This is a genomic window from Arthrobacter sp. efr-133-TYG-120 (assembly GCF_030209785.1).
Lineage (GTDB): Bacteria > Actinomycetota > Actinomycetes > Actinomycetales > Micrococcaceae > Arthrobacter.
Map to the genome: position 1 here is coordinate 116952 of NZ_JARVRI010000013.1, position 21411 is coordinate 138362.

The following is a 21411-nucleotide window of genomic DNA, read 5'->3' on the forward strand; positions in this document are numbered from 1 at the left end:
GCGGCGTGGGCCCAGCAGTTGTTGTCGTTTTGAGCCTCCAAAACGACAACAACTGCGAGTCAGTTGGACTGGAGAGCCGCTAGATCATGGTCATGACGGTTGCTGGGTCGGACAGGATCGCGCCCAGGTCGGCCAGGAACTTCGAGCCCTGTTCGCCGTCCACCAGTCGATGGTCGAAGGACAGGCTCAACGACATCACCTGGCGCACCGCGAGTTCGTCGTTGTGCACCCAAGGAGCTTTGCGCACCGATCCCAGCGCCACGATGGCAGCCTCGCCCGGGTTCAGGATGGGGGTTCCGGCGTCGATCCCGAACACGCCGATGTTCGTGATCGAAATGGTCCCGCCCGTCAGATCTGCCGGGGAAGTCTTGCCTGAACGTGCCGTGTCCGTCAGCTCGGACAGCGCCGTGGACAGTTCCAGCAGCGTCATCTTGTCCGCGTCTTTGATGTTGGGAACAGTCAGACCCCGCGGAGTGGCGGCCGCGATACCCAGGTTCACGTAGTTGAACTGCACGATCTCCTGTGCGCCTTCGTCCCAGCGGGAGTTCAGCGTCGGGTTCCTGCGCAAGGCGATCAACACCGCCTTGGCCGCGATGGTCAACGGCGTGAGCTTGTACCCGGCAAATTCGCGACTCGCCTTGAGCCGCGTCAGCAGTTCCATGGTGGGCGTGACGTCAACGGTCAGGAACTCGGTCACATGCGGCGCCGTGAACGCACTTTGCACCATGGCAGCGGCCGTGAACTTCCGGACTCCCTTGATAGGTGTGCGGGTCTCGCGTTCAGCGGAAACCCCGACGGCGGACGCGGCGGCCTCGGGAGCGATGAGCTGCGGCTGGGACCCGGCCGCGAAGTCCTGGACATCCGAACGGATGATCAGGCCTCCCGGTCCGGTTCCCTGGACCAGCTCAAGGTCGATTCCAAGATCCCTCGCCAGTTTGCGGACCGGAGGCGTGGACCGCGGACGCTCTTGCTCCGCTGCTGGCCCGCTTGGCACGGCGAGCGGTGCGGGCTGTTCAACCACTGGAACGGGCTCGACGGCGGGAACGGCTTCCCGGGCGGCCTCGCGTTCGCCGGTGCTTCCGTCAAAGGACCGCTGGCGGCGGGCCGGCCGTCCGGACTTTTCGACGACGGCGCCGTAGCCTACGAGGTTCGGCTCGCGCTTCGCCGCGGTCTCCGCGGGGCCTTCCACCGATGGGCCCCCAGCGGAACCGGCAACAGCGGAAGGCGAGGCTCCGGCGTCGTCGACTTCAAAGGAGACGATCGGCTTGCCGACCTCCACAACCGAACCGGCCTGCTCGTGCAGGGCGGCCACGGTTCCGGCGAAGGGCGAAGGCAACTCGACCACGGCCTTGGCCGTCTCCACCTCGGCAATGACCTGGTTCAGGGTCACGGTGTCCCCCACCGCAACCTTCCAACTGAGAATTTCCGACTCCGTGAGTCCCTCGCCGAGGTCGGGCAGCCTGAATTCCTTGATCATGGTGGCGCTCATCCTTCCAGCCCGCTCAGGGAGTTGCCGCGGCCGAGTGCGCGGTCCACGCCGTCAAGGATCCTGTCCAGATCCGGCAAGTGGTGCATCTCGAGCTTTGAATACGGGTACGGAATGTCGAATCCCGTGATCCGGACCGGCGCCGATTCAAGGTAGTTGAAGCAACGCTCGGTGATGCTGGCGGCGATTTCGGCGCCGAGCCCGCCGGACTGCGCAGCCTCGTGGGTGATGACGAGCCTGCCGGTTTTGCGGACGGACGCCTCCACTGCCGGGAAATCGATCGGAGCCAGCGAGCGCAGGTCGATAACCTCCACCGAGACCCCTTCGTCGGTGGCGGCCATGGCGGCGTCGTTCGCGGTCTTCACGAGCGGTCCGTACGTCACCAAAGTGACGTCGCTGCCCGCGGTAACCACCCTTGCCTTCTCCATGGACAGTGCCGTGGAGAGATCTGCGGTCTCGTCCACTTCGCCCTTGTCGTGGTAGCGGCGCTTGGGCTCGAAGTACAGGACCGGATCGTCCGAGGCGATGGCCTGCTGGATCATGGTGTAGGCATCCTGCGGGTTGGAGACGCTGATGACGCGGAGGCCCGAGGTGTGGGTGAAGTACGCCTCCGGGGACTCCGAGTGGTGCTCGGGTGACCCGATCCCTCCACCGAAGGGAACGCGGATGGTGATGGGCATCTTGACGCGGCCCTGGGTACGGTAATGCATCTTGGCTACCTGGCTGACGATCTGGTCGAATGCCGGGTAGATGAAGCCGTCGAATTGGATTTCGCAGACCGGGCGATAGCCGCGGTAGGCCAGTCCGACGGCGGTGCCGATGATCGCGGATTCGGCCAAGGGGGTGTCAACCACCCGGTGTTTGCCGAAGTCTTTCTGGAGGCCGTCGGTGACCCGGAAAACGCCACCGAGCGCACCGATGTCCTCACCCATGAGGACAACTTTGGGATCGTTTTCGAGGGACTTGCGCAGGCCGGCGTTGATGGCGCGGGCGAAAGTCAACTTGCTCATCAGAGTGCACCTTCCTGGGTTGATCCGCTGAAGCTTTCCAGATAGCGGGAGTAGTGGTCCTTCTGGCGTTCGATCCAGGAGTTGGGCGTGCTGTAGACGTGGTTGAAGAGGTCAAGGGGCGCGGGATCCGGCATGTTGATGACGCCTGACCGCAGGCTCCTTGCCACCTCGTCCGCCTTGGCCTGGGTCCTGGCTTCGACCTCTTCCGTCAGGAGGCCCTTGGTGCGGAGCAGCGCCTTGAGGCGGGCAATCGGGTCCTTGGCCGCCCAGTCCTCAAGCTCGTTGGCGTCGCGGTAACGGGTGGGATCATCCGCCGTCGTGTGCGGGCCCATGCGATAGGTCACCGCTTCGATGAACGTCGGTCCGCCGCCCTTGCGGGCCCGGTCCAGCGCGATACGGGTGACGGCCAAAACAGCCAGGACATCGTTCCCGTCGACGCGCATGCTGGGGATTCCGAAGCCCGAAGCACGGTCGGCGATCTGGATGTGGGACTGAATCCGGACGGGTTCGGAGATGGCCCAGTGGTTGTTCTGGCAGATGAAGACCACGGGTACCTGGAAGCTTGCCGCGAAGACCATTGCCTCGTTGACGTCGCCCTCGCTCGTGGCACCGTCTCCGAAGAGTGCGACCGCTACCGAGTCGGCGCCGTCGTGCTGGATACCCATGGCGTAGCCGGTTGCGTGCAGCGATTGCGAGCCGATGATGATCTGTTGGGTGGCAATGTTGTGCCGGTACGGGTCCCAGCCGGAGGAGGCATTGCCGCGCCAGGCACGGACCAAGTCCGTGGGCTCCACACCGCGGCAGTAGGCAACGCCGTTGTCCCGGTAGCTGGGGAAGACAAAGTCGTCGTCCCGCAGGGCCCGGCCGGAACCGATCTGCGATGCTTCCTGGCCCAGCAGGGGCGGCCACAGGGCCAGCTCTCCCTGACGCTGCAAGGCGGTGGCCTCGGCGTCGATGCGGCGGATGACCACCATGTCTTCGTACAGCGAGCACAGTTGCTCGTCCGTGACATCGCTGACCCAGAGATCGAACTCCGGGTGGCTGATGCGTTCCCCTTCCGGGGAAATCAGTTGGACCAGATCCCCGCCGGTCCGACGCGGGCTTGCTGCACTGATTCCGGGATTCGAAGCCTTGTAGGCGTCCTGGCCGGGTTCGTCCGTCAACACAGTTGATCGCACCTTTCAGCTCGTGCTCGCAGGCCTTAGGAGGGACTTGTGATCCACCCGCGGGCCAGCATCCGGGCGTCGTCGCCTGGATTAATTGTGACCCTACTCACAATGCTCATTGGGTACAACCACCGTTGGAAATTCTGCGCATTTTGCCCTATCTCGGGCAGGCGCACCGTGCTAACGTTGCGCATTATGCAAGCTTTAGATGGCACCGACACACGCCTGCTTTCGGCCATGGCGAAGGATCCACGCGGCACGGTTGTCGCCTTGGCGCAGAAGCTGGGACTATCGCGGAATACGGTCCAGGCACGCATGGCCCTACTGGAAAAGAAGCATGCGTTCCTCTCCTTCGAACGGCGCATCAACCCCGCCGCCCTTGGCTACCCCCTCATGGCGTTCATCTCGGTGCATGTGCAGCAGCAAAAGCTTGGACAGCTTGCCTTGGACCTCGCCGAAATCCCGGAAATCCTCGAGGGGTACGGCCTGACCGGTTCTGCAGACCTGCTGCTGCGGGTGGTGGCGCTCGACGCCGAGGATCTGTTCCGGATCAACGGCAAGATCCTTGCGTGCGACGGGGTGGAACGAACGGACACGGCCATGTCCATGGGGGAATTGATTCCCTTCCGGGTGCAGCCGCTTTTGAACCGGAATACCAAGAAGGCGCTCCGCACCGGCTGAGCGCGTTAAAGGGAGCCAGCCAAGCTCGATGATGCCCTTGCTCCGCGCCGGAATGTGCGATTTGATGCAGGTGGACGCTTTGGGGCCGGGTGGCGGCTTCCGTCCGGTTGGCGACGCAGGCCTGGCCGCCGGGAAGGGGAACCACCGTGAGCACCCCGCAGGTACCGCCGCAGCCGAACCAGGAACCGCAAGCCTTCCCGCCGGCGTGGGGCGGTGGAGCGCCGCAGTACGGCAGCACCCCGCCTTACGGTCCACCCGGCCAATACCCTGGCCCCTATGCGCAGCCAAACCTCTACGGCCCGCCGGGCCAATACCCCGGCCCGTACGGAATGCCCGTCCCGCCGCCAGCGAAGAAGCGAAAGCTCCTCTGGATCCTCCTTGGAGCGGGCGGCGCGGTCCTGGTGCTGATCATTGTGGGGATCGTCGTGCTGGTCAATCTGTTGGGAAATGCAACGAACAGGGCCATGGCCGTCTCTGATGATTTCACCCGCCTGATCGTGAACGGCCAAAGCTCGCAAGCCTACGACCAGTACATGGACCCTGTCCTCACCCAAAGCTTGACGAAAGAGGAGTTCGTTTCCGGCGTCGCGGGCCTCGGTCTGGACAACAGCTGCAAGCCCCACTATGACTCGGTGAACGTCAGTTCGGTCAACGGAACCAATACGGCCAACCTTGCTGGAACCCTGCAGTGCCAAGGCAAAATCCTCAATTTCAGGTACAGCTTCGAAGGCAATGATTTGAAGATGGACGCCATCCGTCTCCAGCCACAAGGTTGACGTCGAAAAAATTCGTCCGATCCCACCCATCCATAGCGCCGGGTGGTCCGAATCTCTGGTTGAGAGCCCCGTCCGGGGTTTCGAACACAGGCCGGATACAAACCGGCCATACCGGAAGGTTTGGACCATGCGCACTTCGCCCAACCGCCTGATCGCCACCATCTTTGGAGCCGTCTACCTGCTCGTGGGTGTCGTTGGATTCTTCGTCACCTCGGGAATTGGATTCTTCGCTACCGAGGGTGCCAATCTGATCATCTTTGCGGTAAACCCCCTGCACAACATCATCCACCTCGCTATCGGCGCCGCCCTGCTCTACGCGGGCATGAACAGCACCGTGCTGTCCAAGACCATCAACACCACAGTCGGTGCGGTCTACTTGCTTGTCGGCATCCTCGGACTGTTCCTCGTGGGCTCCGCGCTGAACATCATTGCCCTTAACGGCGCAGACAACGTCCTGCACTTGGCCAGCGCTGTGGTCCTCCTCGGCATCGGCCTCTCGCAGGACAAGGTTCCGGCCACCACCGCCAGGGCCCACGTCTAGAAAACCCGCAAATCCGGAAGGAGCCGTCCGTGTCAGCTCAAGCAGCGACGTCCGTAGGACCCACCGCCGGGGCATCCCTCACCCTGTTTTCGTGTTTCGCGGGAATCGGGGCCGGCCTCGTGGAGCTTTCCATCGCATCCAGCTACATTTCGGGCCGGGGACCACTTGTGTGGGCGGGCGGCATCTTCGCGACCTGGGGCCTGGCGCTTCTCGCCAGCTCGATTGGCAGCCTCCAACGGGGGCGGCTCCGGTTCCGTAAACCAACAACCCTGGGCCTCCTCGCGGCCGTGCTGGTCCACGTCGGATTCCTGGTTGCCGGTATGGCCCAAAGAGTGCTCGACGGCGGGCATCTGGCAGCTCTGTTCCTGGTCCTGATGGCTCTGGGATCCTCTGCCTGGCTCGCCCGAAGGTTCCGCGACGACGTCGGCGGAGTAGCGCAGGCTCCCCCGCGGGCCGGCGCGCTTTTGGGCGCAGCCTTTGCCGCCGCCGTCGTGGTCGCAGCAATTACGACACCGGGGCTCGCCGCCTCGGTAGCCGGAGCGCATGCCGTCCCGCACGGAGAGCACTCCCTGCCGGGCGGCCACAACCACTAAGCGGATGCCCGCTCACCTTTGGTTGAAAAATGCGGATCCCTCCTGCAGATCTTTCTGCAGGAGGGATCCGCCATTTGGCCTTGTTGTGAGCGAGCGTCACTCCGAAGGGCCTTGTTTGTGAGCGAGCGTCGGACGGGTACTCCTAGTGGTTCACCGCCTTCTCGGCTCCGACGCCGGTCAGGGAGCGGACTTCCATCTCGGCCTGCTTTGCCGTGTCTTCGCGCCGCTTGTCCATCATGGTTCCGAGCCAGCCGAGCAGGAAGGCGAGTGGGATGGACACGATTCCCGGGTTGCTCAGCGGGAAGACGGCGAAGTTGGCACCCGGGATCATGGACGTCTTGGCGCCGGAAACTACCGGCGACAAGGCAATCAGGATGATGGCCGCCGCAAGTCCGCCGTACATGCTCCAGGTGGCGCCCTGGGTGGTGAATTTCTTCCAGAACAGGGAGTAGAGGATGGTCGGCAAATTCGCGGACGCCGCCACTGCGAAAGCGAGGGCAACGAGGAACGCTACGTTCTGCCCATTGGCGAAAATACCGCCAATGATCGCAAGGACCCCGATGACCACCACAGTCCGCCGGGCCACTTTTACCTCGGTTCCGGCGCCGGTCTTGCCCTTGGAAATGACGTTCGCATAGATATCGTGGGCGAACGACGCCGCCGCCGTGATGGTCAAACCTGCCACCACCGCCAGGATCGTGGCGAACGCGACGGCCGAGATGAAGCCCAGCAGCAACGGCCCGCCCAAGTGGAACGCCAGGAGCGGCGCGGCGGAGTTCACCCCGCCCGGGGCCGATTTGATGGTGTCGGCTCCAACGAGGGCTGCCGCGCCGTAGCCGAGGACCAAGGTGAACAGGTAGAACAACCCGATCAGCCAGATGGACCACACCACCGATTTGCGGGCTTCCTTGGCCGTTGGCACGGTGTAGAAGCGCATCAGCACGTGTGGCAGGGCGGCTGTGCCGAGGACGAGCGCCATCCCAAGGGACAGGAAATCGAGCTTGGACGTGTCGGTCTTGCCGTACTGCAGGCCGGGGTTCAGCACGTTGGGGTTCTTGGCGGTATCCGCTGCGGCACCCAACAGGTTGGACAGGTTGAAGCCGTAGATGGACAGCACCCAGAGCGTCATGACTGCCGCACCGCAGATGAGCAGCACGGCCTTGATGATCTGGACCCAGGTGGTGCCCTTCATTCCGCCGATCAGCACGTACATGATCATGAGGGCGCCGACGACGACGATCACCAGGGCTTGTCCGCCCCAGTCGCCGATGCCCAAGAGCAAGGAAATGAGGCTTCCGGCGCCGGCCATCTGCGCCAGCAGGTAGAAAAAGCAGACGACCAAAGTCGTGAGGGCCGCGGCGATCCGCACCGGGCGCTGGCGCAGCCGGAAGGAAAGCACATCGGCCATGGTGAACTTACCCGTGTTGCGCATGAGTTCGGCGACAAGCAGCAACGCGACAAGCCATGCGACGAGGAATCCGATCGAATATAGGAAGCCGTCGTAGCCGTTGACGGCGATCGCCCCGGTGATCCCGAGGAAGGAGGCCGCGGAGAGGTAGTCGCCGGCGATGGCGGTGCCGTTCTGCGAACCGGTGAACGAGCGCCCGGCGGCATAGTAGTCGGCAGCCGTTTTGTTGTTCCGGCTGGCCCGGAAGACGATCACCATGGTGACCAGGACGAACAGGGCGAAGATGCCCATGTTCAACAGCGTGGTGTCCTTCAGCGCGGCAACGTTGACCATCGGGACCATGGCACTCATTTCGCCGCCCCCCTCACGGTGCTGCCCTTGTCGAACTCATGGCCCTCGATCTCATTCCGGATTTCCGTGGCTATCGGGTCCAGCTTCCGGTTGGAGTAGTGAACGTACCAGCCCGTAATTCCGAAAGTTGAGACGAACTGCAGCAGGCCCAAGACCAGGCCGACGTTGATGTTGCCCCACAGCTTGGTGGACATGAAGCCCACCGCGTAGTCAGCCAGCAGAACGTAGGCGAAGTACCAAAGCAGGAATGCGATGGCCATTGGAAAGACAAAACTGCGGTGGCGCTTGCGAAGCTCCTGAAACTGCCCCGTTTGCTGGACTTCCTGGAAATCAACGGACGCCGCTGCGTCCGGTGTCTGGGCCTCGTTACCCATGGCTTCCTCCTGGTTGTGGACGTCTACATCGACCACACACTCCTGGCCGATGTGACTGGAATCACTATCCGCCGGGCAACGGCCCCACTTCCAGATTTCCCGGCATAGGCGTCGCCCAGCGGACACGTTGCTGCGCCGAACGGCGGGTTCGCTAGTCTTGCTCCATGCCGGATTCCCCGCTCGTCACCGCCGCCGCCATTGCGGTCATCGTGCTCGCCGTGGCGATCGTCGTCGGGGTCGGCCTCAAGGTGATCCGTTCCTTCCGCGAGCTGGGAACAGACGCCGAGAGGGCCACCTACCAAACCCTGCACGCGGCGTCGCGCGCTGGACAGCACCTGCGCACCGGGCTCCACGCGGCGGGAGCTGCCAAGGCAAGCAAGCAATTGCGTTCCCTGCTTGGCTGCGACGCCCTGGCGATCACCGACACCGAGTCAGTCCTGGCGTGGGATGGCGCGGCGGAAGAACTCAAAGCCTCCCTGATGGAGCTCGCCTCCGGGGTTCTCTCCGACGGACGGACCGTGGTTGTCCCGGCGTCGCACGAGCTGAACGCCGTCGTGGCGCCGATCAGGGCCGGAAACCGCGTGGTGGGGGCGGTCGCCGCCTTCGCGCCGCAAACCGGTGCGGGGTTGGTCCGGGCGACAAGCGAGCTGGCCGACTGGGTGGCGGTGCAAGTGGAGTTAGCGGAACTCGACGCTTCCCGCACCTTGCTCATGGAGGCCGAAGTCCGGGCCCTGCGCGCACAAATCAGCCCCCACTTCATCTACAACTCGCTCAACGCCATTGCGTCGTTCATCAACACCGATCCCGCCAGGGCACGCGAGTTGGTGGTCGAGTTCGCGGATTTCACTCGGTACTCCTTCCGCCGCCACGGGGATTTCACCACCTTGGCGGAAGAACTCCGGAGCATCGACCGCTACTTGCTGTTGGAGAAGGCACGCTTCGGAGACCGGGTACAAGTGAGCCTCAGGATCGCGCCCGAAGTCCTGAGCACGGTGATTCCCTTCCTGAGCCTGCAACCGCTCGTGGAAAACGCCGTGCGCCATGGGCTTGAAGCGAAGGAAGGACCCGGGCACATCACCATCTGCGCCAACGACTCCGGCGCTTTCGCGGAGGTCACCATCGAGGACGACGGCGTGGGCATTGATCCGGAACACCTGCGCTCGGTCCTGGCGGGACACGCCGACGGCGACCATGTTGGACTGCGAAACGTCGATGCCCGCCTTCGGCAGGTCTACGGGGACGAACACGGCCTCGTCATCGAAACCGCACCGGGCGAGGGCACCTTGATCACCATCCGCGTGCCAAAGTCCCAGCCGAGCCATGATGCCTGAGGCTAATCTATAACCATGATCAACGTACTCGTCGCCGACGACGAGCTCCCGGCGGTTGAAGAGCTCGCCTTCCTGCTGGGCCGGGACGAGCGTATCGGCGCAATCCACCGCGCAATCTCGGGCGCCGAAGCCCTCAGCGCCCTCGAAACGGAATCCGTGGACGCGGTCTTCCTGGACATCCACATGCCCGCGCTTTCCGGTTTGGACATCGCCCGCGCCATCTCGCGCAGCCCCCGCCCTCCCGCCGTCGTCTTCGTGACCGCCGACGAAGACTGCGCCCTGGAGGCATTCGAACTGGCTGCCGTCGACTACCTGCTCAAGCCGGTGCGTGCCGAACGCCTGGCGAGGTCCGTCAGCCGCATCAGCGAGCTCATCAAGGACGGCAGCAAGGTACCGGAGATGATCACGGTTGACCAAGGCGGAACAACCCGGATGATCCGGAGGGACGACGTCAGCTATGTCCAGGCCCAGGGCGACTACGCCCGGCTGCACACCGCGGAGGCAAGCTACCTGATCCGGGTACCCCTGAGCGACCTCGAACAGCAGTGGGCGGAAGCCGGATTCATCCGCATCCACCGCTCATACCTGATGTCGCTGAACCACGTGGGGCACATGAAACTTGCCGCCGCACGCCCCAGCGTCACGGTGGCCGGAGCCGAACTGCCGATCAGCCGCAGGCATCTTCCGGCCGTGCGGGACAAGCTCGAGGCCACCCGGATCCGGCCCCAAGGATGACGCGGGTGAGGGTTACGGCCCCGCAATCAGTTGCCAGGGTAGCCCCCAAGCGTCCGTACAATTCGCGCGAGGCCGCCGAAGACTCCGACGTCGGGCAGGTCTTCGTCCGGTCACTCATCCGTTCGCAGTTGCGCCTTGCCGTAGTTGTGGCTTCCGGATTCCTGCTGGTGCTGGCCGCCTACGGTGCCATGGTGGCGCTGGTCCCCCAGCTCGCGCAGATGCGGATTCTGGGCGTCCCGGTAAATTGGATCATCCTTGGAGTAGCGCTCTATCCGGTGATCGGCCTGAGCGCATGGCTCTACAACCGCTCCGCGGCACGGAACGAAGCCCGCTACCGCGATCTTGTGGAGGAGAAGTGAATCCCGCCGTCGGGCTCGCGGCTTTTCTGGGCGTGGCGCTTGCGACTGCGGGGATCGGCTTCTACGGCCTGCGCATTTCGCGCACCACGAGCGACTTCTACGTGGCATCCCGCACTGTCCGGCCGTGGTGGAATGCCTCGGCGATCGGCGGCGAGTACTTGTCGGCAGCGAGTTTCCTGGGCGTCGCGGGGCTGATCCTGTTGACGGGGACGGATGCTCTGTGGTTCCCCGTGGGCTACACGGCCGGCTACCTGATGCTCTTGCTGTTCGTGGCTGCCCCCTTGCGCCGATCGGGTGCCTACACGATTCCTGATTTCACGGAGGCCAGGCTCCAGTCGAAAGCCGTCCGCCGCGTCACGAGCCTTGTGGTTGTTGCTGTCGGATGGCTCTACATCGTGCCGCAGCTTCAGGGCGCCGGGCTCACCATCCGGATCAGCACGGGATTGCCTTCCTGGGTGGGCTCCATCGCCGTCGTCGCGGTGGTCTGCGTCACGGTAGTGGCCGGTGGCATGCGTTCCATCACCTTCGTACAGGCTTTCCAATATTGGCTCAAGCTCACGGCGTTGGCCGTTCCTGTGGTGTACCTGCTGCTGAACCAGTCGGGCGGCGGCTCACCGATCCTGGCGGAGGCGTCGAGCAATCCCACGGGCCTTCCCGCGGCCGGGCTCTACCAAACTGTTTCGCTCCTGGTGGCGCTGCTTTTCGGAACGCTGGGACTCCCCCACGTCCTCGTCCGCTTCTACACCAACCCGGACGGCCAATCGGCGCGGCGGACCACCCTCATCGTATTGGGCCTGTTGTCGGTCTTCTATCTGTTCCCGACGGCGTCCGGCCTGCTTGGTCGGGTCTTCGCTCCTGAGCTTGCACGCAGCGGACGGCCCGACGCCTTGGTCCTGCTGCTGCCTGGAAAGCTGCTGGGTGGAGTGCCGGGCGATCTCCTGTCGGCATTGGTGGTTGCCGGCGCGTTTGCCGCATTCCTCTCGACGACGTCGGGATTGGTGGTTTCGCTGGCCGGCGTCATCAGCCAGGACCTTCTTGGCGGGAGCGTGCGCGGATTCCGGGTGGCCGCCCTCCTGGCCGCCCTCGTCCCCTTGGCCTTTGCATTCACGACGGATTCAATGGCCTTGGCCGGCAGCGTAGGGCTGGTGTTCGCCTTCACGGCGTCCACCATTTGTCCTGTCCTGCTGCTCGGCATTTGGTGGCGCGGCCTGAGCGACGCAGGCGCGATTGCCGGCATGCTGACGGGAGCCGTCCTCTGCGGGGGTGCGCTGGTATCGAGTACGGTCATCGGTTCCGCTGCGCCCGGATGGATCGCCCAGCCCGCGGCGTGGACGGTGCCTGCCGCGTTTGCCGTGATGGTGCTCGTCTCACGGGCCACGAAACACCGGGTCCCCGGGACTGTCACCCGGCTGATGACCAGGCTCCACGTCCCGGAACGGCCGGTGGCCACGGAGCGCCAGATCCGCTAGTCGATCGCCGCCATGAGCTCGACAACCCGGTCGAGGAAGGCATCAACCTGCGCCTCTTCGTAGCCGTCGCGCCCGCGGGCCTCGGAGAAAGCGGCTCGGCGGACGTTGTCGACGCTCAGCGGTTTGTCGTTTTCGAGGTAACCGATCAGGGAGACGCACAAGGCATCGACCTCGGCGATGTTGTAGCTGCGCGCACGCTTCTTGTCCGGCCGGCGGAAACGCTCGCCATCAGGCCGGTGCAAGCGGCCCCGCAACACTCCTGAGAGTTTGCCGATCTTCAGCAACCAGGCTTCCTCGCCTTCGGCCGCTATCAGCTCGTCGCGTTCACGCCGGGCGAAGGCATCTTCGAGGCGGTCCAACGCGGCGTCCACAGCGGTAGCGTCGTAGCCGCCCTTGACAGGATCAAACGAAACCGCCCGGACATCGCTGCTGACGATTTTCTCCGACGCCTCGGCCCGGTTTTCGAACGACAACCGGGCGCGCTGGAAAAACTGGTCAACTTGCTTTGCGTTGTAGCCATACTTGCTGTGCGCCACGCGCTCAAATGCTGCGGGGATCTGGCGACGAATGTCCACTGCCACTGCTTTCCTTCTGGGTGGTTATCAGGCGCCGCTCAACAGCGCGAAAAGAATATATGCTGCCGGGGCCGCGAAGACGATCGAGTCGAGGCGGTCCATGACCCCGCCGTGTCCGGGCAGGATACTGCTCATGTCTTTGACGCCAAGTTCCCGTTTGACCATGGATTCCGCGAGGTCGCCGGCAGTAGCGGCGGCCACCATGCCCACAGCAAGCACCACCCCGACCCACCAGGGCCTGCCCAGGACGAAAACGCTGGCGAGGATCCCGATGACCATGGCACCTGCCACTGAGCCCGCGAACCCTTCCCAGGTCTTTTTGGGGCTGATCTTCGGGGCCATCGGGTGCTTCCCGAAGAGTGCCCCTACGAGGTACCCGAAAGTGTCGTTGGACACTACCAGCAGCAGCATCACGGCAATCTGCCAGGCACCCGCGGGAACCTGCCCGCCGGGCCAGGGACCCGCCGTCGTCGCTCCCCCGCCTGCATGGAGGGGCACGATGGCAAAGCTGATCAGGAAAGGCACCCAGGCAAGCGTGAAGATTCCGGAGAAGACGCTGCGTGGAGCTCCCGCGGCGCTTTCGAGGGAACGCCAGAGCAGGACCGCCGTGCTGCTCAGCACCATCGCGAAGAGCAGGCTTTCGGTGCCACCGAAGTAAGCCGCAAGCGGCATCGCCACGGTACCTGTCAACACGGGGAAGATCGGCATCCTGGTGCCCTGGCCTTCGAGCGCACGGAAAATTTCCCACACGCCGAGGACCGCAAACGCAGTGGTCAGGAGAACGAACCCCAACGGCAGGAACAGCAGCCCGCCGAGGACGGCGAAGAGCATGGCGAGTCCGACGCCGATGGCGGCCGGAAGATTCCGGCCCGCCTTGGGCGTCGGGTTGCCTCGTTGGCGTCTGGCGCGTGTGGGAATCCCCTGCGCGGGCGCCGGCTCAGCCTCGCTCATCAGACCTCGAGCAGCTCGGCTTCCTTGCGCTTGAGGAGCTCGTCGATACCGTCGACGTGTGCCTTGGTGATAGCGTCGAGTTCCTTTTCACCGCGGGCACCCTCGTCTTCGCCGGCTTCGCCGTCCTTGACGAGCTTGTCCAGGGCGTCCTTGGCCTTGCGCCGGATGCTTCGGATGGAAACCTTTGCGTCCTCACCCTTGCCTTTGACGATCTTGACGTATTCCTTGCGGCGTTCCTGGGTGAGCTCCGGGATAGTGATCCGGATGACGTTGCCGTCGTTGGACGGATTGGCGCCGACCTCGGAGTCGCTCAGGGCCCTTTCGATATCGCGCATTGAGGTCTTGTCAAAGGGCGTGATCAGGATGGTCCTGGCGTCCGGGATAGCGAAGGAAGCCAGCTGCTGCAGCGGTGTGGGGGTGCCGTAGTATTCCACGATCACCTTGTTGTAGAGTCCGGGGTTCGCGCGACCGGTACGGATCGACGCGAAATCCTCCTTGGCTACCTCGACCGCCTTGTCCATCTTTTCCCCGGCTTCGAGCAAGGTTTCTTCGATCACGGTTTCTCCTCAGAAATAGTCGCGCCCCGGTCCACGGGCCGCAATGCACAATAAATTTCCGCCCCTGCGGGCGGAAGAGTCCTAGAAATATCCTAGCCCTTGCTAGGGGGTGACCAGGGTGCCCAGCTTTTCGCCGAGGATGGCCCGGGTGACGTTCCCTTCGCCTTCCATGCCGAAGACAACCATGGACAAATTGTTGTCCTTGCACATGGTCATGGCGGTCTGGTCCATGACGCGGATGTCGCGGCGCAGGGCCTCGTCGTAGCTGAGCTTTTCGAGCTTCTCTGCCGTGGGATCCTTCTTGGGATCCGCGGTGTACACGCCGTCCACACCGCTCTTTGCCATGAGGACGACGTCGGCATGCACTTCGAGTGCACGCTGGGCGGCCACGGTGTCGGTGGAGAAGTACGGAAGGCCTGCGCCTGCCCCGAAGATGACGACGCGGCCCTTCTCCATGTGGCGGATGGCACGGCGCGGAATGTAGGCCTCGGCCACCTGGCCCATGGTGATGGCGCTCTGGACGCGGGTCTCGACGCCCGCTTGCTCCAGGAAGTCCTGCAGGGCCAGGCAGTTCATCACTGTGCCGAGCATGCCCATGTAGTCGGCGCGGGAGCGATCCATGCCGCTTTGGGACAGTTCGGCGCCGCGGAAGAAGTTACCGCCGCCGACGACGATTGCCACCTCGACCTCGGACACGGCGGCGGCGATTTGCTTGGCGATGGCGCGGACGGTTTCCGGGTCAACACCAAGCTTTCCGCCGCCGATGACCTCGCCGGACAGCTTCAGCAGTACACGACGACGGGTCTTCTCCGGATGGATTGCAGTGTTCTCGGTTTCCATGGTGCCTTCCCGTTTGTGGACTCTGGCTAGATTATCTTGCTGGGGGCCGGGCAGAAAGCTGCCGGCTCTGGATGCACTCGGTGCGGGCCTGCCGTTGCATGCAAAAGGGGCGGCCACCGAAGTGACCACCCCTTTTGTATGTCTAACTAGTTTCCGACGCGGAAACGGGCAACGGCAGTTGCCTTGACGCCGGCCTCTTCGAGGACCTGCGCAACGGTCTTCTTGGAGTCCTTGGCGAATGCCTGGTCCAAGAGAACTTCGCCCTTGTAGAAGCCCGTCACGCGGCCTTCGACGATCTTGGTGAGAGCGGCTTCCGGCTTGCCTTCGGCCTTGGCGGTCTCTTCGGCGATGCGGCGCTCGGACTCGACCAGCTCGGCCGGGACGTCTTCGCGGCTGAGGTAGTTCGGGGCCATGGCTGCAACGTGGACAGCAACATCGTGGGCTGCGGTAGCAGCGGCGTCGCCCTCGCCCTCAACGGCGAACAGGACGCCGACCTGGGCCGGGAGGTCCTTGGAGGTCTTGTGCAGGTAAGCGTCAACCGTGCCGCCTTCAATGCGGGCGATGCGGCGGACAACAACCTTCTCACCGAGAACGGCACCCTCTTCGACGACAACCTCGGAAAGGGGCTTGCCGTCGACGTCGATGGCCAGCAGGGTCTCGAGGTCGGCAGCGCCGGACTCGACGGCGACGGCCAGGACCTTGTCGGCCAGCTGGATGAACTTGTCAGCCTTGGCGACGAAGTCGGTTTCGCAGTTGACCTCGATCATTACGCCCACGCCGTCGGTGACTTTGGCTGCAACCAGGCCTTCGGCGGTGGAGCGGCCTTCACGCTTCGTAGCGCCCTTGAGGCCCTTGATGCGGATGATTTCGATGGCCTTCTCGGCGTCGCCGTTGGCCTCGTCAAGAGCCTTCTTGACGTCCATCATGCCGGCGCCGGTGCGCTCGCGCAGGGCCTTGATGTCAGCAGCAGTGTAGTTCGCCATGTGAACCCCTCTGTCTAGAAATTTATGTGTTTACGGACTGACAGGACGGCAGCCCACCTGGTGGGCCGCCATCCTGTCAGTAGCTCCCCGCACCGAAATCGGCGCGGGAAAGGTCCGGATTTACTTGTCTGCTTCGGCTTCGCCGGCAGCAGCTTCGGTAGCCTCGGCGGCCGGTGCTTCGGCAGCTTCCGCAGCCGGAGCTTCGGCGGCCGGTGCTTCAGCAGCTTCGGCCTTGCTGCCTTCGAGGAGCTCGCGCTCCCACTCAGCCAGCGGCTCTTCGGGGGCCTCTGCAGCACCGGTTGCGCGCTGGTTACGGGCGATGAGGCCCTCAGCAACGGCGTCGGCAACCACGCGGGTCAGCAGGTTTACGGAGCGGATGGCGTCGTCGTTGCCCGGGATCGGGAAGTCGACTTCGTCGGGGTCGCAGTTGGTGTCCAGGATGGCAACAACCGGGATGTTCAACTTCTTGGCTTCGTCAACAGCCAGGTGTTCCTTCTTCGTGTCAACAACCCACAGAACAGAAGGAGCCTTGGTCAGGTTGCGGATACCACCGAGGTTGGTTTCCAGCTTGGTGAGTTCACGCTTGAGGAGCAGGAGCTCCTTCTTGGTGTAACCCGAGCCTGCGACGTCCTCGAAGTTGATCTCTTCGAGTTCCTTCATGCGCTGGATACGCTTGGCAACGGTCTGGAAGTTGGTGAGCATACCGCCCAACCAACGCTGGTTGACGTACGGCTGGCCAACACGGGTAGCCTGCTCAGCAATTGCTTCCTGGGCCTGCTTCTTGGTGCCGACGAACAGGACGGTGCCGCCGTGGGCGACAGTAGCCTTGACGAACTCGAAAGCGCGGTCGATGTAGGACAGCGACTGCTGAAGGTCAATGATGTAGATGCCGTTGCGCTCCGTGAAGATAAATCGCTTCATCTTCGGGTTCCAACGACGGGTCTGGTGTCCAAAGTGGACGCCGCTGTCAAGCAGCTGGCGCATAGTTACGACGGGCATGCCGACGCTCCTTCCGGCAGGTCATTCATGAGAGAGCCACACGGGCCGCTCTTACCCTGCCAATAGTTGACGGTTAATTAGCCGGACCCGAACGGGCCTTGGCTCCTGGCATCCATTGCACTTCTCATCCGGCCAATGACTCGCCGGACCGCAAGAGGCACAATCCTCCGCAGCATTGAATCCGCGAGGATTCGCAATTGGAGGGTTGGATACGCGTAGTCAGCCTGGGACCCCCGCGCAACTGAATGAGAAGCGCTTCTAAACAAGCTTGAGGGCACAGCAAACTGCTCCACCAAGTGTACTACAGCACCTTCGGCCTCTTGACCGCAAAAGCCACGGGTTCGGCCTCTTTCCTTCGGCAGATTTCCCCCACCGTTTTCCACATAGCCGAACTTGCGGCTTTCGGGCCCTGCTGGGCCAACGAAGGCTGGCTCCATGAGACCTGCACATCTTCCAGCCTACGTTCTCTTGCTCGTTGCCCTCGGCGCGGCGCCCGCCGTGGCGTCGCCGTCGCCGGACCCAACCGCCTCGCCCGGCGTCCGTCCGGACTGGGCGTGGCCTCTTTCCCCCAAGCCTGCCGTCCTGCGTGGCTTCGACCCTCCGGACAAGCCGTGGCTGAGCGGGCACCGCGGAGTGGATCTGCAAGCAGTCGACGACGGCGTCTCGGTCGCCGCCCCCGCCGACGGCACCGTGCGCTTCGTGGGCGTCGTGGTGGATCGTCCGGTGATCACCATCGACCACGGGGACGGATTGCGGAGCAGCTTTGAACCAGTGGACAGCGAACTCGCAGAGGGCGCACCCGTGAGCAAGGGCCAAGCCATCGGAGTAGTGAAAACCGGCCACTGCCCGGGATCACCGTGCCTTCACTGGGGAGTGCGGAAGGGGGAGGACTACGTCAACCCGCTCGCCTTCGTCACGGATCTCCGGCCGTCTGTGTTGCTGCCCCTGGATGATGTGCTGTCGCTGGACGATGTGCCGCTAGACGATCGCGGAAATCCCCGTGATCGCCCTCCCCGTCACAAGAGTATTGATTTCGTGGGTTCCCTCGTAGGAGTAGATCGCCTCGGCGTCGGCGAAGATCTTGGCCATCTCGTAGTCCGTGACAATGCCGTTTCCGCCCAGGATGCCGCGGCCCAGGGCAACACTTTCGCGCATGCGGGCCGTGGTGAACGCTTTCGCCAGCGCGGATTGCTCATCCTTGGCTACCCCGGCATCCTCAAGCTGGGCGAGGCGGACCATCATGCCCATGGAGCTGACTGTGTTGCCCAGAATCTGAACGAGTTGTTGCTGCACCAATTGGAACGATGCCAAGGGTCTCCCGAACTGCATCCGTTCAACCGCGTAGCGGCGGGCAACGTCGAACGCGGCAAGCTGCTGGCCCACAGCCTGCCACGCGACCGAAAGCCGTGTGACTTTGAGGACTTTGTTGGTGTCCCTGAAACTGTTGGCATTGGCCAGCTTGAAGAAGTCCGGGACCACCACGTTTTCGAGGGTGATGTCAGCATTCTGGACGGTCCGCAGCGAGATCTTGTTCTCGATCTTGCTGGCCTTGAATCCAGGGAGGCTCGTATCCACCAGGAAGCCCTTGACCTGATTGTCGTCGAGGTCGCGGGCGAAGATCACAACCCAGTCCGAGAAGGTGGCGTTGCCGATCCAGCGCTTGGCCCCGTTGAGGATCCAGTTGTCGCCGTCGCGGCGCGCGGTGGTCCGCGTGCCGCCTGCGACGTCCGAGCCACCCAATGGCTCGGTCAGCCCAAAGGCTCCGATTTTCTTGAGGGAGTATATGTCCGGCAGCCAGGCGTCCTGTTGCTCCTGAGATGCCAACGCCTCGATGGAACCGGTGAACAAGCCGTCGTGGACGCCCATGAACGTGGCAATTGAAGCATCGGCGCGGGTTGCCTCTGCATGGACAAGGCCGGCGAATACGTTGGAATAGCCTTCCCGCCTCACCGGACTGACCAGGTCAATCTCAGCAAGCTTGGGAATCAGGGCCATGGGGAATTCCCCGCGGTTCCAGCAATCGACGGCAATCGGCTTGACCTCACGGGAAAGGAAGGTGCGGATCTCCGCCAGCCGGTCCTGCTCCTTGCCCGTGAGCAATTGCTCAAAGCCATAGAAGTCACCGTCGGCGTACGGGAGATTCTCTAGGTCGATTGCTGCCTTGGACATGGCACTCCTTCACGTAAGTTACTGGTGAGTAACTTACAGCAATGACGGTCCCGCCACAAGCAACGGGTGCACCCCTCTTGACGGTGTGCGTCTTGCATAGCCGTGGCGCGTTAGGCCCCGTAGGAGCAGTATGGAGGGATGAACGCTCCCAGCGCCGAAAGTCCGGCGCAGGGAGGCTCCGTTGGTTCCGGGGCCCGCCTGCACCCGTGGAGCCGTTACGTGGCCCTGGGTGATTCGTTCACCGAAGGGGTAGGAGATCCGGAGCCTCGCAGCCCGGGGGGCTTGCGAGGCTGGGCGGACCGGGTCGCGGAAGAACTGAGTGCCGGCCACGACGACTTCGCTTACGCGAATCTGGCAGTCCGAGGACGGCTGCTCCATCAGATCCTGGATGAGCAGATCGTCCCCGCCCTGGCCCTGCAACCGGATCTGATCACTCTCAATGCCGGGGGCAATGACCTGATCTTCCGCAGAAGCGATCCCGACAAACTCGCCGCCCGGATGGACGCCGGCGTGCAACTCCTCGCCTCTACCGGTGCAACGGTTGTGCTGTTCGCCGGACCGGACTGGGGCGATACGCCCGTGCTGGGACACACCCGCGCCAAGGTAGCCATCTTCAACGAGAACCTGCGCACCATCGCCGCGCGCCACGACGCGGTCATCGCTGATCTTTGGGCCCTGCGTCAACTCACCCACCCTCGAATGTGGGATCCGGACCGGCTGCACTTTTCTCCCCTGGGCCAGCACACCATCGCCATCATGGTGCTCGATACCCTCAACGTCCCCCACACTTTGGAACCGATGACACCGAAAGACCTACCCGGGCGCACGTGGCGTGAAGCACGGACCGATGACATTATCTGGGCACGCGAGCACCTTTTCCCATGGGTCCTGCAACGACTCAAGCAAAGAGTCTCCGACGACGGGCGGCACGCAAAGCGGCCGGATCCAGGCCCCGTGTTCGGCGCCTGGATGCCGCCCGGAACGTTCGTGGAAAACGAGCCACAGAGCTAATTAGCTACATCAGGCCCGATACCTAAGGGAGCGGCAAAAAGAACGAGTGTTGACCACTCGTTTTACAGCGCCCGCGGCCTGGGCGACACTTCCAGCAAGGACCCGGCCTCGGCGACGCTTCCCGCGGCAGACACCATCCCGCCGGCGAATCCCTACGTCACTGCGGCACCGGATGAGGTGGACAGCACCTGGACCCTGCAGAATCTGGAGAACCAGGTGACACACGCCCAAACGACCGGCGGCGGATGGGTCCAACTGACCTTCCACCACATCGCCGTCGGCACGGACCCCACGCTGACGATCACCCCGGCCTTGTTCAACCAGTTCGCCACCTGGCTGGCACAGCAAAAGACCGCCGGTACCGTCGCCGTTAGGACGGTGGACCAGGTCATCGGCGGGACCCAGCAGCCCGCTGTTCAGGGCCCTGCCGTACCTCCGCCACCCCCTCCGGGGACGAACATGATTCAAAACCCTGGCTTGGAGACCCTGGTCAACACGATTCCGCTGTGCTGGGCCGCAGGCGGGTACGGGACCAACACCCCCGCCTTCGCCGTCGTCTCGCCCGGCCACACCGGCGCCTACGCGGAACAACTCACGCTGACCGGGCGTTCGTCAGGGGACGCGAAACTTCTTCCCGCCCTGGACCTGGGCGGTTGCTCGCCGACCGGGACACCCGGACATCGATATCAGCTGAAGGCCTGGTTCAAATCCACCGCGCCAACCCAGTTTGAACTCTATTACCGCGTCGGTAACGGGTATTGGAAGTACTGGACCGCGAGCCCGTTGGTCCTGGCCGCGGCGAACTGGACCCAAATCACCTGGACCACGCCTCCCCTGCCGGCCGGCGCCTCGGGGATCAGTTGGGGCCTGAACATCCAGGCCAATGGCACCATCACCACCGACGACTACGAAATGTACGACGTCGGCCCCTGATTTTCGGCGTCCCGGCTTAGCTTGACGGCGGCGTGAACTGGCTGGCAGTGAACCCTCTACCATCGGCTCACGAGGACATTGACCCCGCATGGCCCTGCGCCCACGCTTGAAGC

The 21411-nt window shown here is 63.6% G+C and carries 23 protein-coding genes and 1 pseudogene; 12 read left to right on the top strand and 12 right to left on the bottom strand.

The genetic code is table 11. The features are described from left to right. Window positions 1-79: 79 nt before the first annotated feature. Genes QRN51_RS08020 through pdhA form a run of 3 tightly spaced genes read right to left on the bottom strand, consistent with a single transcriptional unit; the run spans window position 80 to window position 3662 of the window. Window positions 80-1489, bottom strand: coding sequence for a dihydrolipoamide acetyltransferase family protein (locus QRN51_RS08020; protein ID WP_284989373.1), 1410 nt, complete (start codon window positions 1487-1489; stop codon window positions 80-82). Further along, on the bottom strand, window positions 1486-2496 hold the full coding sequence (locus QRN51_RS08025; protein WP_284989374.1) for an alpha-ketoacid dehydrogenase subunit beta: 1011 nt from the start codon (window positions 2494-2496) through the stop codon (window positions 1486-1488). Before QRN51_RS08025 ends, QRN51_RS08020 begins: the two co-directional genes overlap by 4 nt. Continuing rightward, entirely contained in the window at window positions 2496-3662 is a 1167-nt protein-coding gene (pdhA, locus tag QRN51_RS08030; RefSeq protein WP_442880361.1) for a pyruvate dehydrogenase (acetyl-transferring) E1 component subunit alpha, read from the bottom strand. The genes QRN51_RS08025 and pdhA overlap by 1 nt, the downstream gene beginning before the upstream one ends. Window positions 3663-3857: 195 nt before the next feature. Here pdhA and QRN51_RS08035 point away from each other — a divergent pair, with 195 nt between their 5' ends. The 4 genes from QRN51_RS08035 (at window position 3858) to QRN51_RS08050 (ending at window position 6253) form a co-directional block, all read left to right on the top strand. Further along, on the top strand, window positions 3858-4343 hold the full coding sequence (locus QRN51_RS08035) for an Lrp/AsnC family transcriptional regulator (RefSeq protein ID WP_059387836.1): 486 nt from the start codon (window positions 3858-3860) through the stop codon (window positions 4341-4343). Window positions 4344-4489: 146 nt separating this feature from the next. Next, entirely contained in the window at window positions 4490-5119 is a 630-nt protein-coding gene (locus QRN51_RS08040; RefSeq protein ID WP_284989375.1) for a hypothetical protein, read from the top strand. A 127-nt stretch (window positions 5120-5246) separates the two neighbouring features. Then, window positions 5247-5660, top strand: coding sequence for a DUF4383 domain-containing protein (locus QRN51_RS08045; RefSeq protein WP_059387837.1), 414 nt, complete (start codon window positions 5247-5249; stop codon window positions 5658-5660). 29 nt (window positions 5661-5689) lie between these two features. Further along, on the top strand, window positions 5690-6253 hold the full coding sequence (locus QRN51_RS08050) for a hypothetical protein (RefSeq protein ID WP_284989376.1): 564 nt from the start codon (window positions 5690-5692) through the stop codon (window positions 6251-6253). Between the two features lie 142 nt (window positions 6254-6395). Here the strand turns inward: QRN51_RS08050 and QRN51_RS08055 are convergent, their stop codons facing one another. Both QRN51_RS08055 and QRN51_RS08060 read right to left on the bottom strand, forming a co-directional pair. After that, a complete protein-coding gene (locus tag QRN51_RS08055; protein ID WP_284989377.1) occupies window positions 6396-8012 on the bottom strand; it encodes a monocarboxylic acid transporter in 1617 nt (538 codons plus the stop codon). Then, window positions 8009-8386, bottom strand: coding sequence for a DUF485 domain-containing protein (locus QRN51_RS08060; protein ID WP_059387841.1), 378 nt, complete (start codon window positions 8384-8386; stop codon window positions 8009-8011). The genes QRN51_RS08055 and QRN51_RS08060 overlap by 4 nt, the downstream gene beginning before the upstream one ends. Between QRN51_RS08060 and QRN51_RS08065 the strand changes: the two genes are divergently transcribed. The 5 genes from QRN51_RS08065 to QRN51_RS08085 are packed head-to-tail and all read left to right on the top strand — an operon-like array spanning window position 8291 to window position 12280. Beyond that, window positions 8291-8494, top strand: coding sequence for a hypothetical protein (locus QRN51_RS08065; protein WP_172465497.1), 204 nt, complete (start codon window positions 8291-8293; stop codon window positions 8492-8494). The two genes, QRN51_RS08060 and QRN51_RS08065, sit on opposite strands and share 96 nt — an antisense overlap. 56 nt (window positions 8495-8550) lie before the next feature. Next, window positions 8551-9717 carry a histidine kinase gene (locus QRN51_RS08070; protein ID WP_059387840.1) on the top strand — a complete coding sequence of 389 codons (1167 nt, stop codon included), beginning with the start codon at window positions 8551-8553 and terminating at the stop codon, window positions 9715-9717. 15 nt (window positions 9718-9732) lie between these two features. After that, window positions 9733-10452 carry a LytR/AlgR family response regulator transcription factor gene (locus tag QRN51_RS08075; protein ID WP_284989378.1) on the top strand — a complete coding sequence of 240 codons (720 nt, stop codon included), beginning with the start codon at window positions 9733-9735 and terminating at the stop codon, window positions 10450-10452. Beyond that, window positions 10449-10811: a DUF485 domain-containing protein gene (locus QRN51_RS08080; RefSeq protein WP_059387842.1), complete on the top strand. Its 363-nt coding sequence runs from the start codon at window positions 10449-10451 to the stop codon at window positions 10809-10811. Before QRN51_RS08075 ends, QRN51_RS08080 begins: the two co-directional genes overlap by 4 nt. Continuing rightward, window positions 10808-12280, top strand: a complete 1473-nt coding sequence (locus QRN51_RS08085) for a sodium/solute symporter (protein ID WP_284989379.1) — start codon at window positions 10808-10810, stop codon at window positions 12278-12280. Before QRN51_RS08080 ends, QRN51_RS08085 begins: the two co-directional genes overlap by 4 nt. On the opposite strand, the gene QRN51_RS08090 is transcribed toward QRN51_RS08085, so the two are convergent. The 6 genes from QRN51_RS08090 to rpsB form a co-directional block, all read right to left on the bottom strand. Further along, entirely contained in the window at window positions 12277-12861 is a 585-nt protein-coding gene (locus tag QRN51_RS08090) for a DivIVA domain-containing protein (protein ID WP_059387844.1), read from the bottom strand. The two genes, QRN51_RS08085 and QRN51_RS08090, sit on opposite strands and share 4 nt — an antisense overlap. A gap of 21 nt (window positions 12862-12882) precedes the next feature. Further along, entirely contained in the window at window positions 12883-13806 is a 924-nt protein-coding gene (locus QRN51_RS08095) for a phosphatidate cytidylyltransferase (RefSeq protein ID WP_284989380.1), read from the bottom strand. Continuing rightward, window positions 13806-14363 carry a ribosome recycling factor gene (frr, locus tag QRN51_RS08100; RefSeq protein WP_078105729.1) on the bottom strand — a complete coding sequence of 186 codons (558 nt, stop codon included), beginning with the start codon at window positions 14361-14363 and terminating at the stop codon, window positions 13806-13808. Before frr ends, QRN51_RS08095 begins: the two co-directional genes overlap by 1 nt. A gap of 102 nt (window positions 14364-14465) precedes the next feature. After that, window positions 14466-15203, bottom strand: a complete 738-nt coding sequence (pyrH, locus tag QRN51_RS08105; protein ID WP_059387847.1) for a UMP kinase — start codon at window positions 15201-15203, stop codon at window positions 14466-14468. 146 nt (window positions 15204-15349) lie between these two features. Next, window positions 15350-16186, bottom strand: a complete 837-nt coding sequence (gene tsf, locus QRN51_RS08110) for a translation elongation factor Ts (RefSeq protein WP_184735951.1) — start codon at window positions 16184-16186, stop codon at window positions 15350-15352. A 120-nt stretch (window positions 16187-16306) separates the two neighbouring features. Further along, a complete protein-coding gene (gene rpsB / locus QRN51_RS08115) occupies window positions 16307-17185 on the bottom strand; it encodes a 30S ribosomal protein S2 (RefSeq protein ID WP_078105731.1) in 879 nt (292 codons plus the stop codon). A gap of 435 nt (window positions 17186-17620) precedes the next feature. On the opposite strand from rpsB, the pseudogene QRN51_RS08120 reads away from it, so the two are divergent. Beyond that, window positions 17621-18076, top strand: a pseudogene (locus QRN51_RS08120) (M23 family metallopeptidase); the annotation flags it as partial. Between the two features lie 87 nt (window positions 18077-18163). Here QRN51_RS08120 and QRN51_RS08125 read toward each other — a convergent pair. Next, window positions 18164-19354 carry an acyl-CoA dehydrogenase family protein gene (locus tag QRN51_RS08125; protein WP_284989381.1) on the bottom strand — a complete coding sequence of 397 codons (1191 nt, stop codon included), beginning with the start codon at window positions 19352-19354 and terminating at the stop codon, window positions 18164-18166. Window positions 19355-19492: 138 nt separating this feature from the next. On the opposite strand from QRN51_RS08125, the gene QRN51_RS08130 reads away from it, so the two are divergent. Further along, on the top strand, window positions 19493-20365 hold the full coding sequence (locus QRN51_RS08130; RefSeq protein ID WP_059387851.1) for an SGNH/GDSL hydrolase family protein: 873 nt from the start codon (window positions 19493-19495) through the stop codon (window positions 20363-20365). A gap of 216 nt (window positions 20366-20581) precedes the next feature. Then, window positions 20582-21298, top strand: coding sequence for a hypothetical protein (locus QRN51_RS08135; RefSeq protein ID WP_284989382.1), 717 nt, complete (start codon window positions 20582-20584; stop codon window positions 21296-21298). Window positions 21299-21411 lie beyond the last annotated feature (113 nt).

Excerpts from the sequence above, each read along its gene's own strand:
- QRN51_RS08020 (WP_284989373.1), bottom strand. The coding sequence starts at position 1,489 with ATGAGCGCCACCATGATCAAGGAATTCAGGCTGCCCGACCTCGGCGAG.
- QRN51_RS08025 (WP_284989374.1), bottom strand. The coding sequence starts at position 2,496 with ATGAGCAAGTTGACTTTCGCCCGCGCCATCAACGCCGGCCTGCGCAAG.
- QRN51_RS08035 (WP_059387836.1), top strand. The coding sequence starts at position 3,858 with ATGCAAGCTTTAGATGGCACCGACACACGCCTGCTTTCGGCCATGGCG.
- QRN51_RS08045 (WP_059387837.1), top strand. The coding sequence starts at position 5,247 with ATGCGCACTTCGCCCAACCGCCTGATCGCCACCATCTTTGGAGCCGTC.
- QRN51_RS08055 (WP_284989377.1), bottom strand. The coding sequence starts at position 8,012 with ATGAGTGCCATGGTCCCGATGGTCAACGTTGCCGCGCTGAAGGACACC.
- QRN51_RS08060 (WP_059387841.1), bottom strand. The coding sequence starts at position 8,386 with ATGGGTAACGAGGCCCAGACACCGGACGCAGCGGCGTCCGTTGATTTC.
- QRN51_RS08070 (WP_059387840.1), top strand. The coding sequence starts at position 8,551 with ATGCCGGATTCCCCGCTCGTCACCGCCGCCGCCATTGCGGTCATCGTG.
- QRN51_RS08075 (WP_284989378.1), top strand. The coding sequence starts at position 9,733 with ATGATCAACGTACTCGTCGCCGACGACGAGCTCCCGGCGGTTGAAGAG.
- QRN51_RS08080 (WP_059387842.1), top strand. The coding sequence starts at position 10,449 with ATGACGCGGGTGAGGGTTACGGCCCCGCAATCAGTTGCCAGGGTAGCC.
- QRN51_RS08095 (WP_284989380.1), bottom strand. The coding sequence starts at position 13,806 with ATGAGCGAGGCTGAGCCGGCGCCCGCGCAGGGGATTCCCACACGCGCC.
- pyrH (WP_059387847.1), bottom strand. The coding sequence starts at position 15,203 with ATGGAAACCGAGAACACTGCAATCCATCCGGAGAAGACCCGTCGTCGT.
- tsf (WP_184735951.1), bottom strand. The coding sequence starts at position 16,186 with ATGGCGAACTACACTGCTGCTGACATCAAGGCCCTGCGCGAGCGCACC.
- rpsB (WP_078105731.1), bottom strand. The coding sequence starts at position 17,185 with ATGCCCGTCGTAACTATGCGCCAGCTGCTTGACAGCGGCGTCCACTTT.
- QRN51_RS08125 (WP_284989381.1), bottom strand. The coding sequence starts at position 19,354 with ATGTCCAAGGCAGCAATCGACCTAGAGAATCTCCCGTACGCCGACGGT.
- QRN51_RS08130 (WP_059387851.1), top strand. The coding sequence starts at position 19,493 with ATGAACGCTCCCAGCGCCGAAAGTCCGGCGCAGGGAGGCTCCGTTGGT.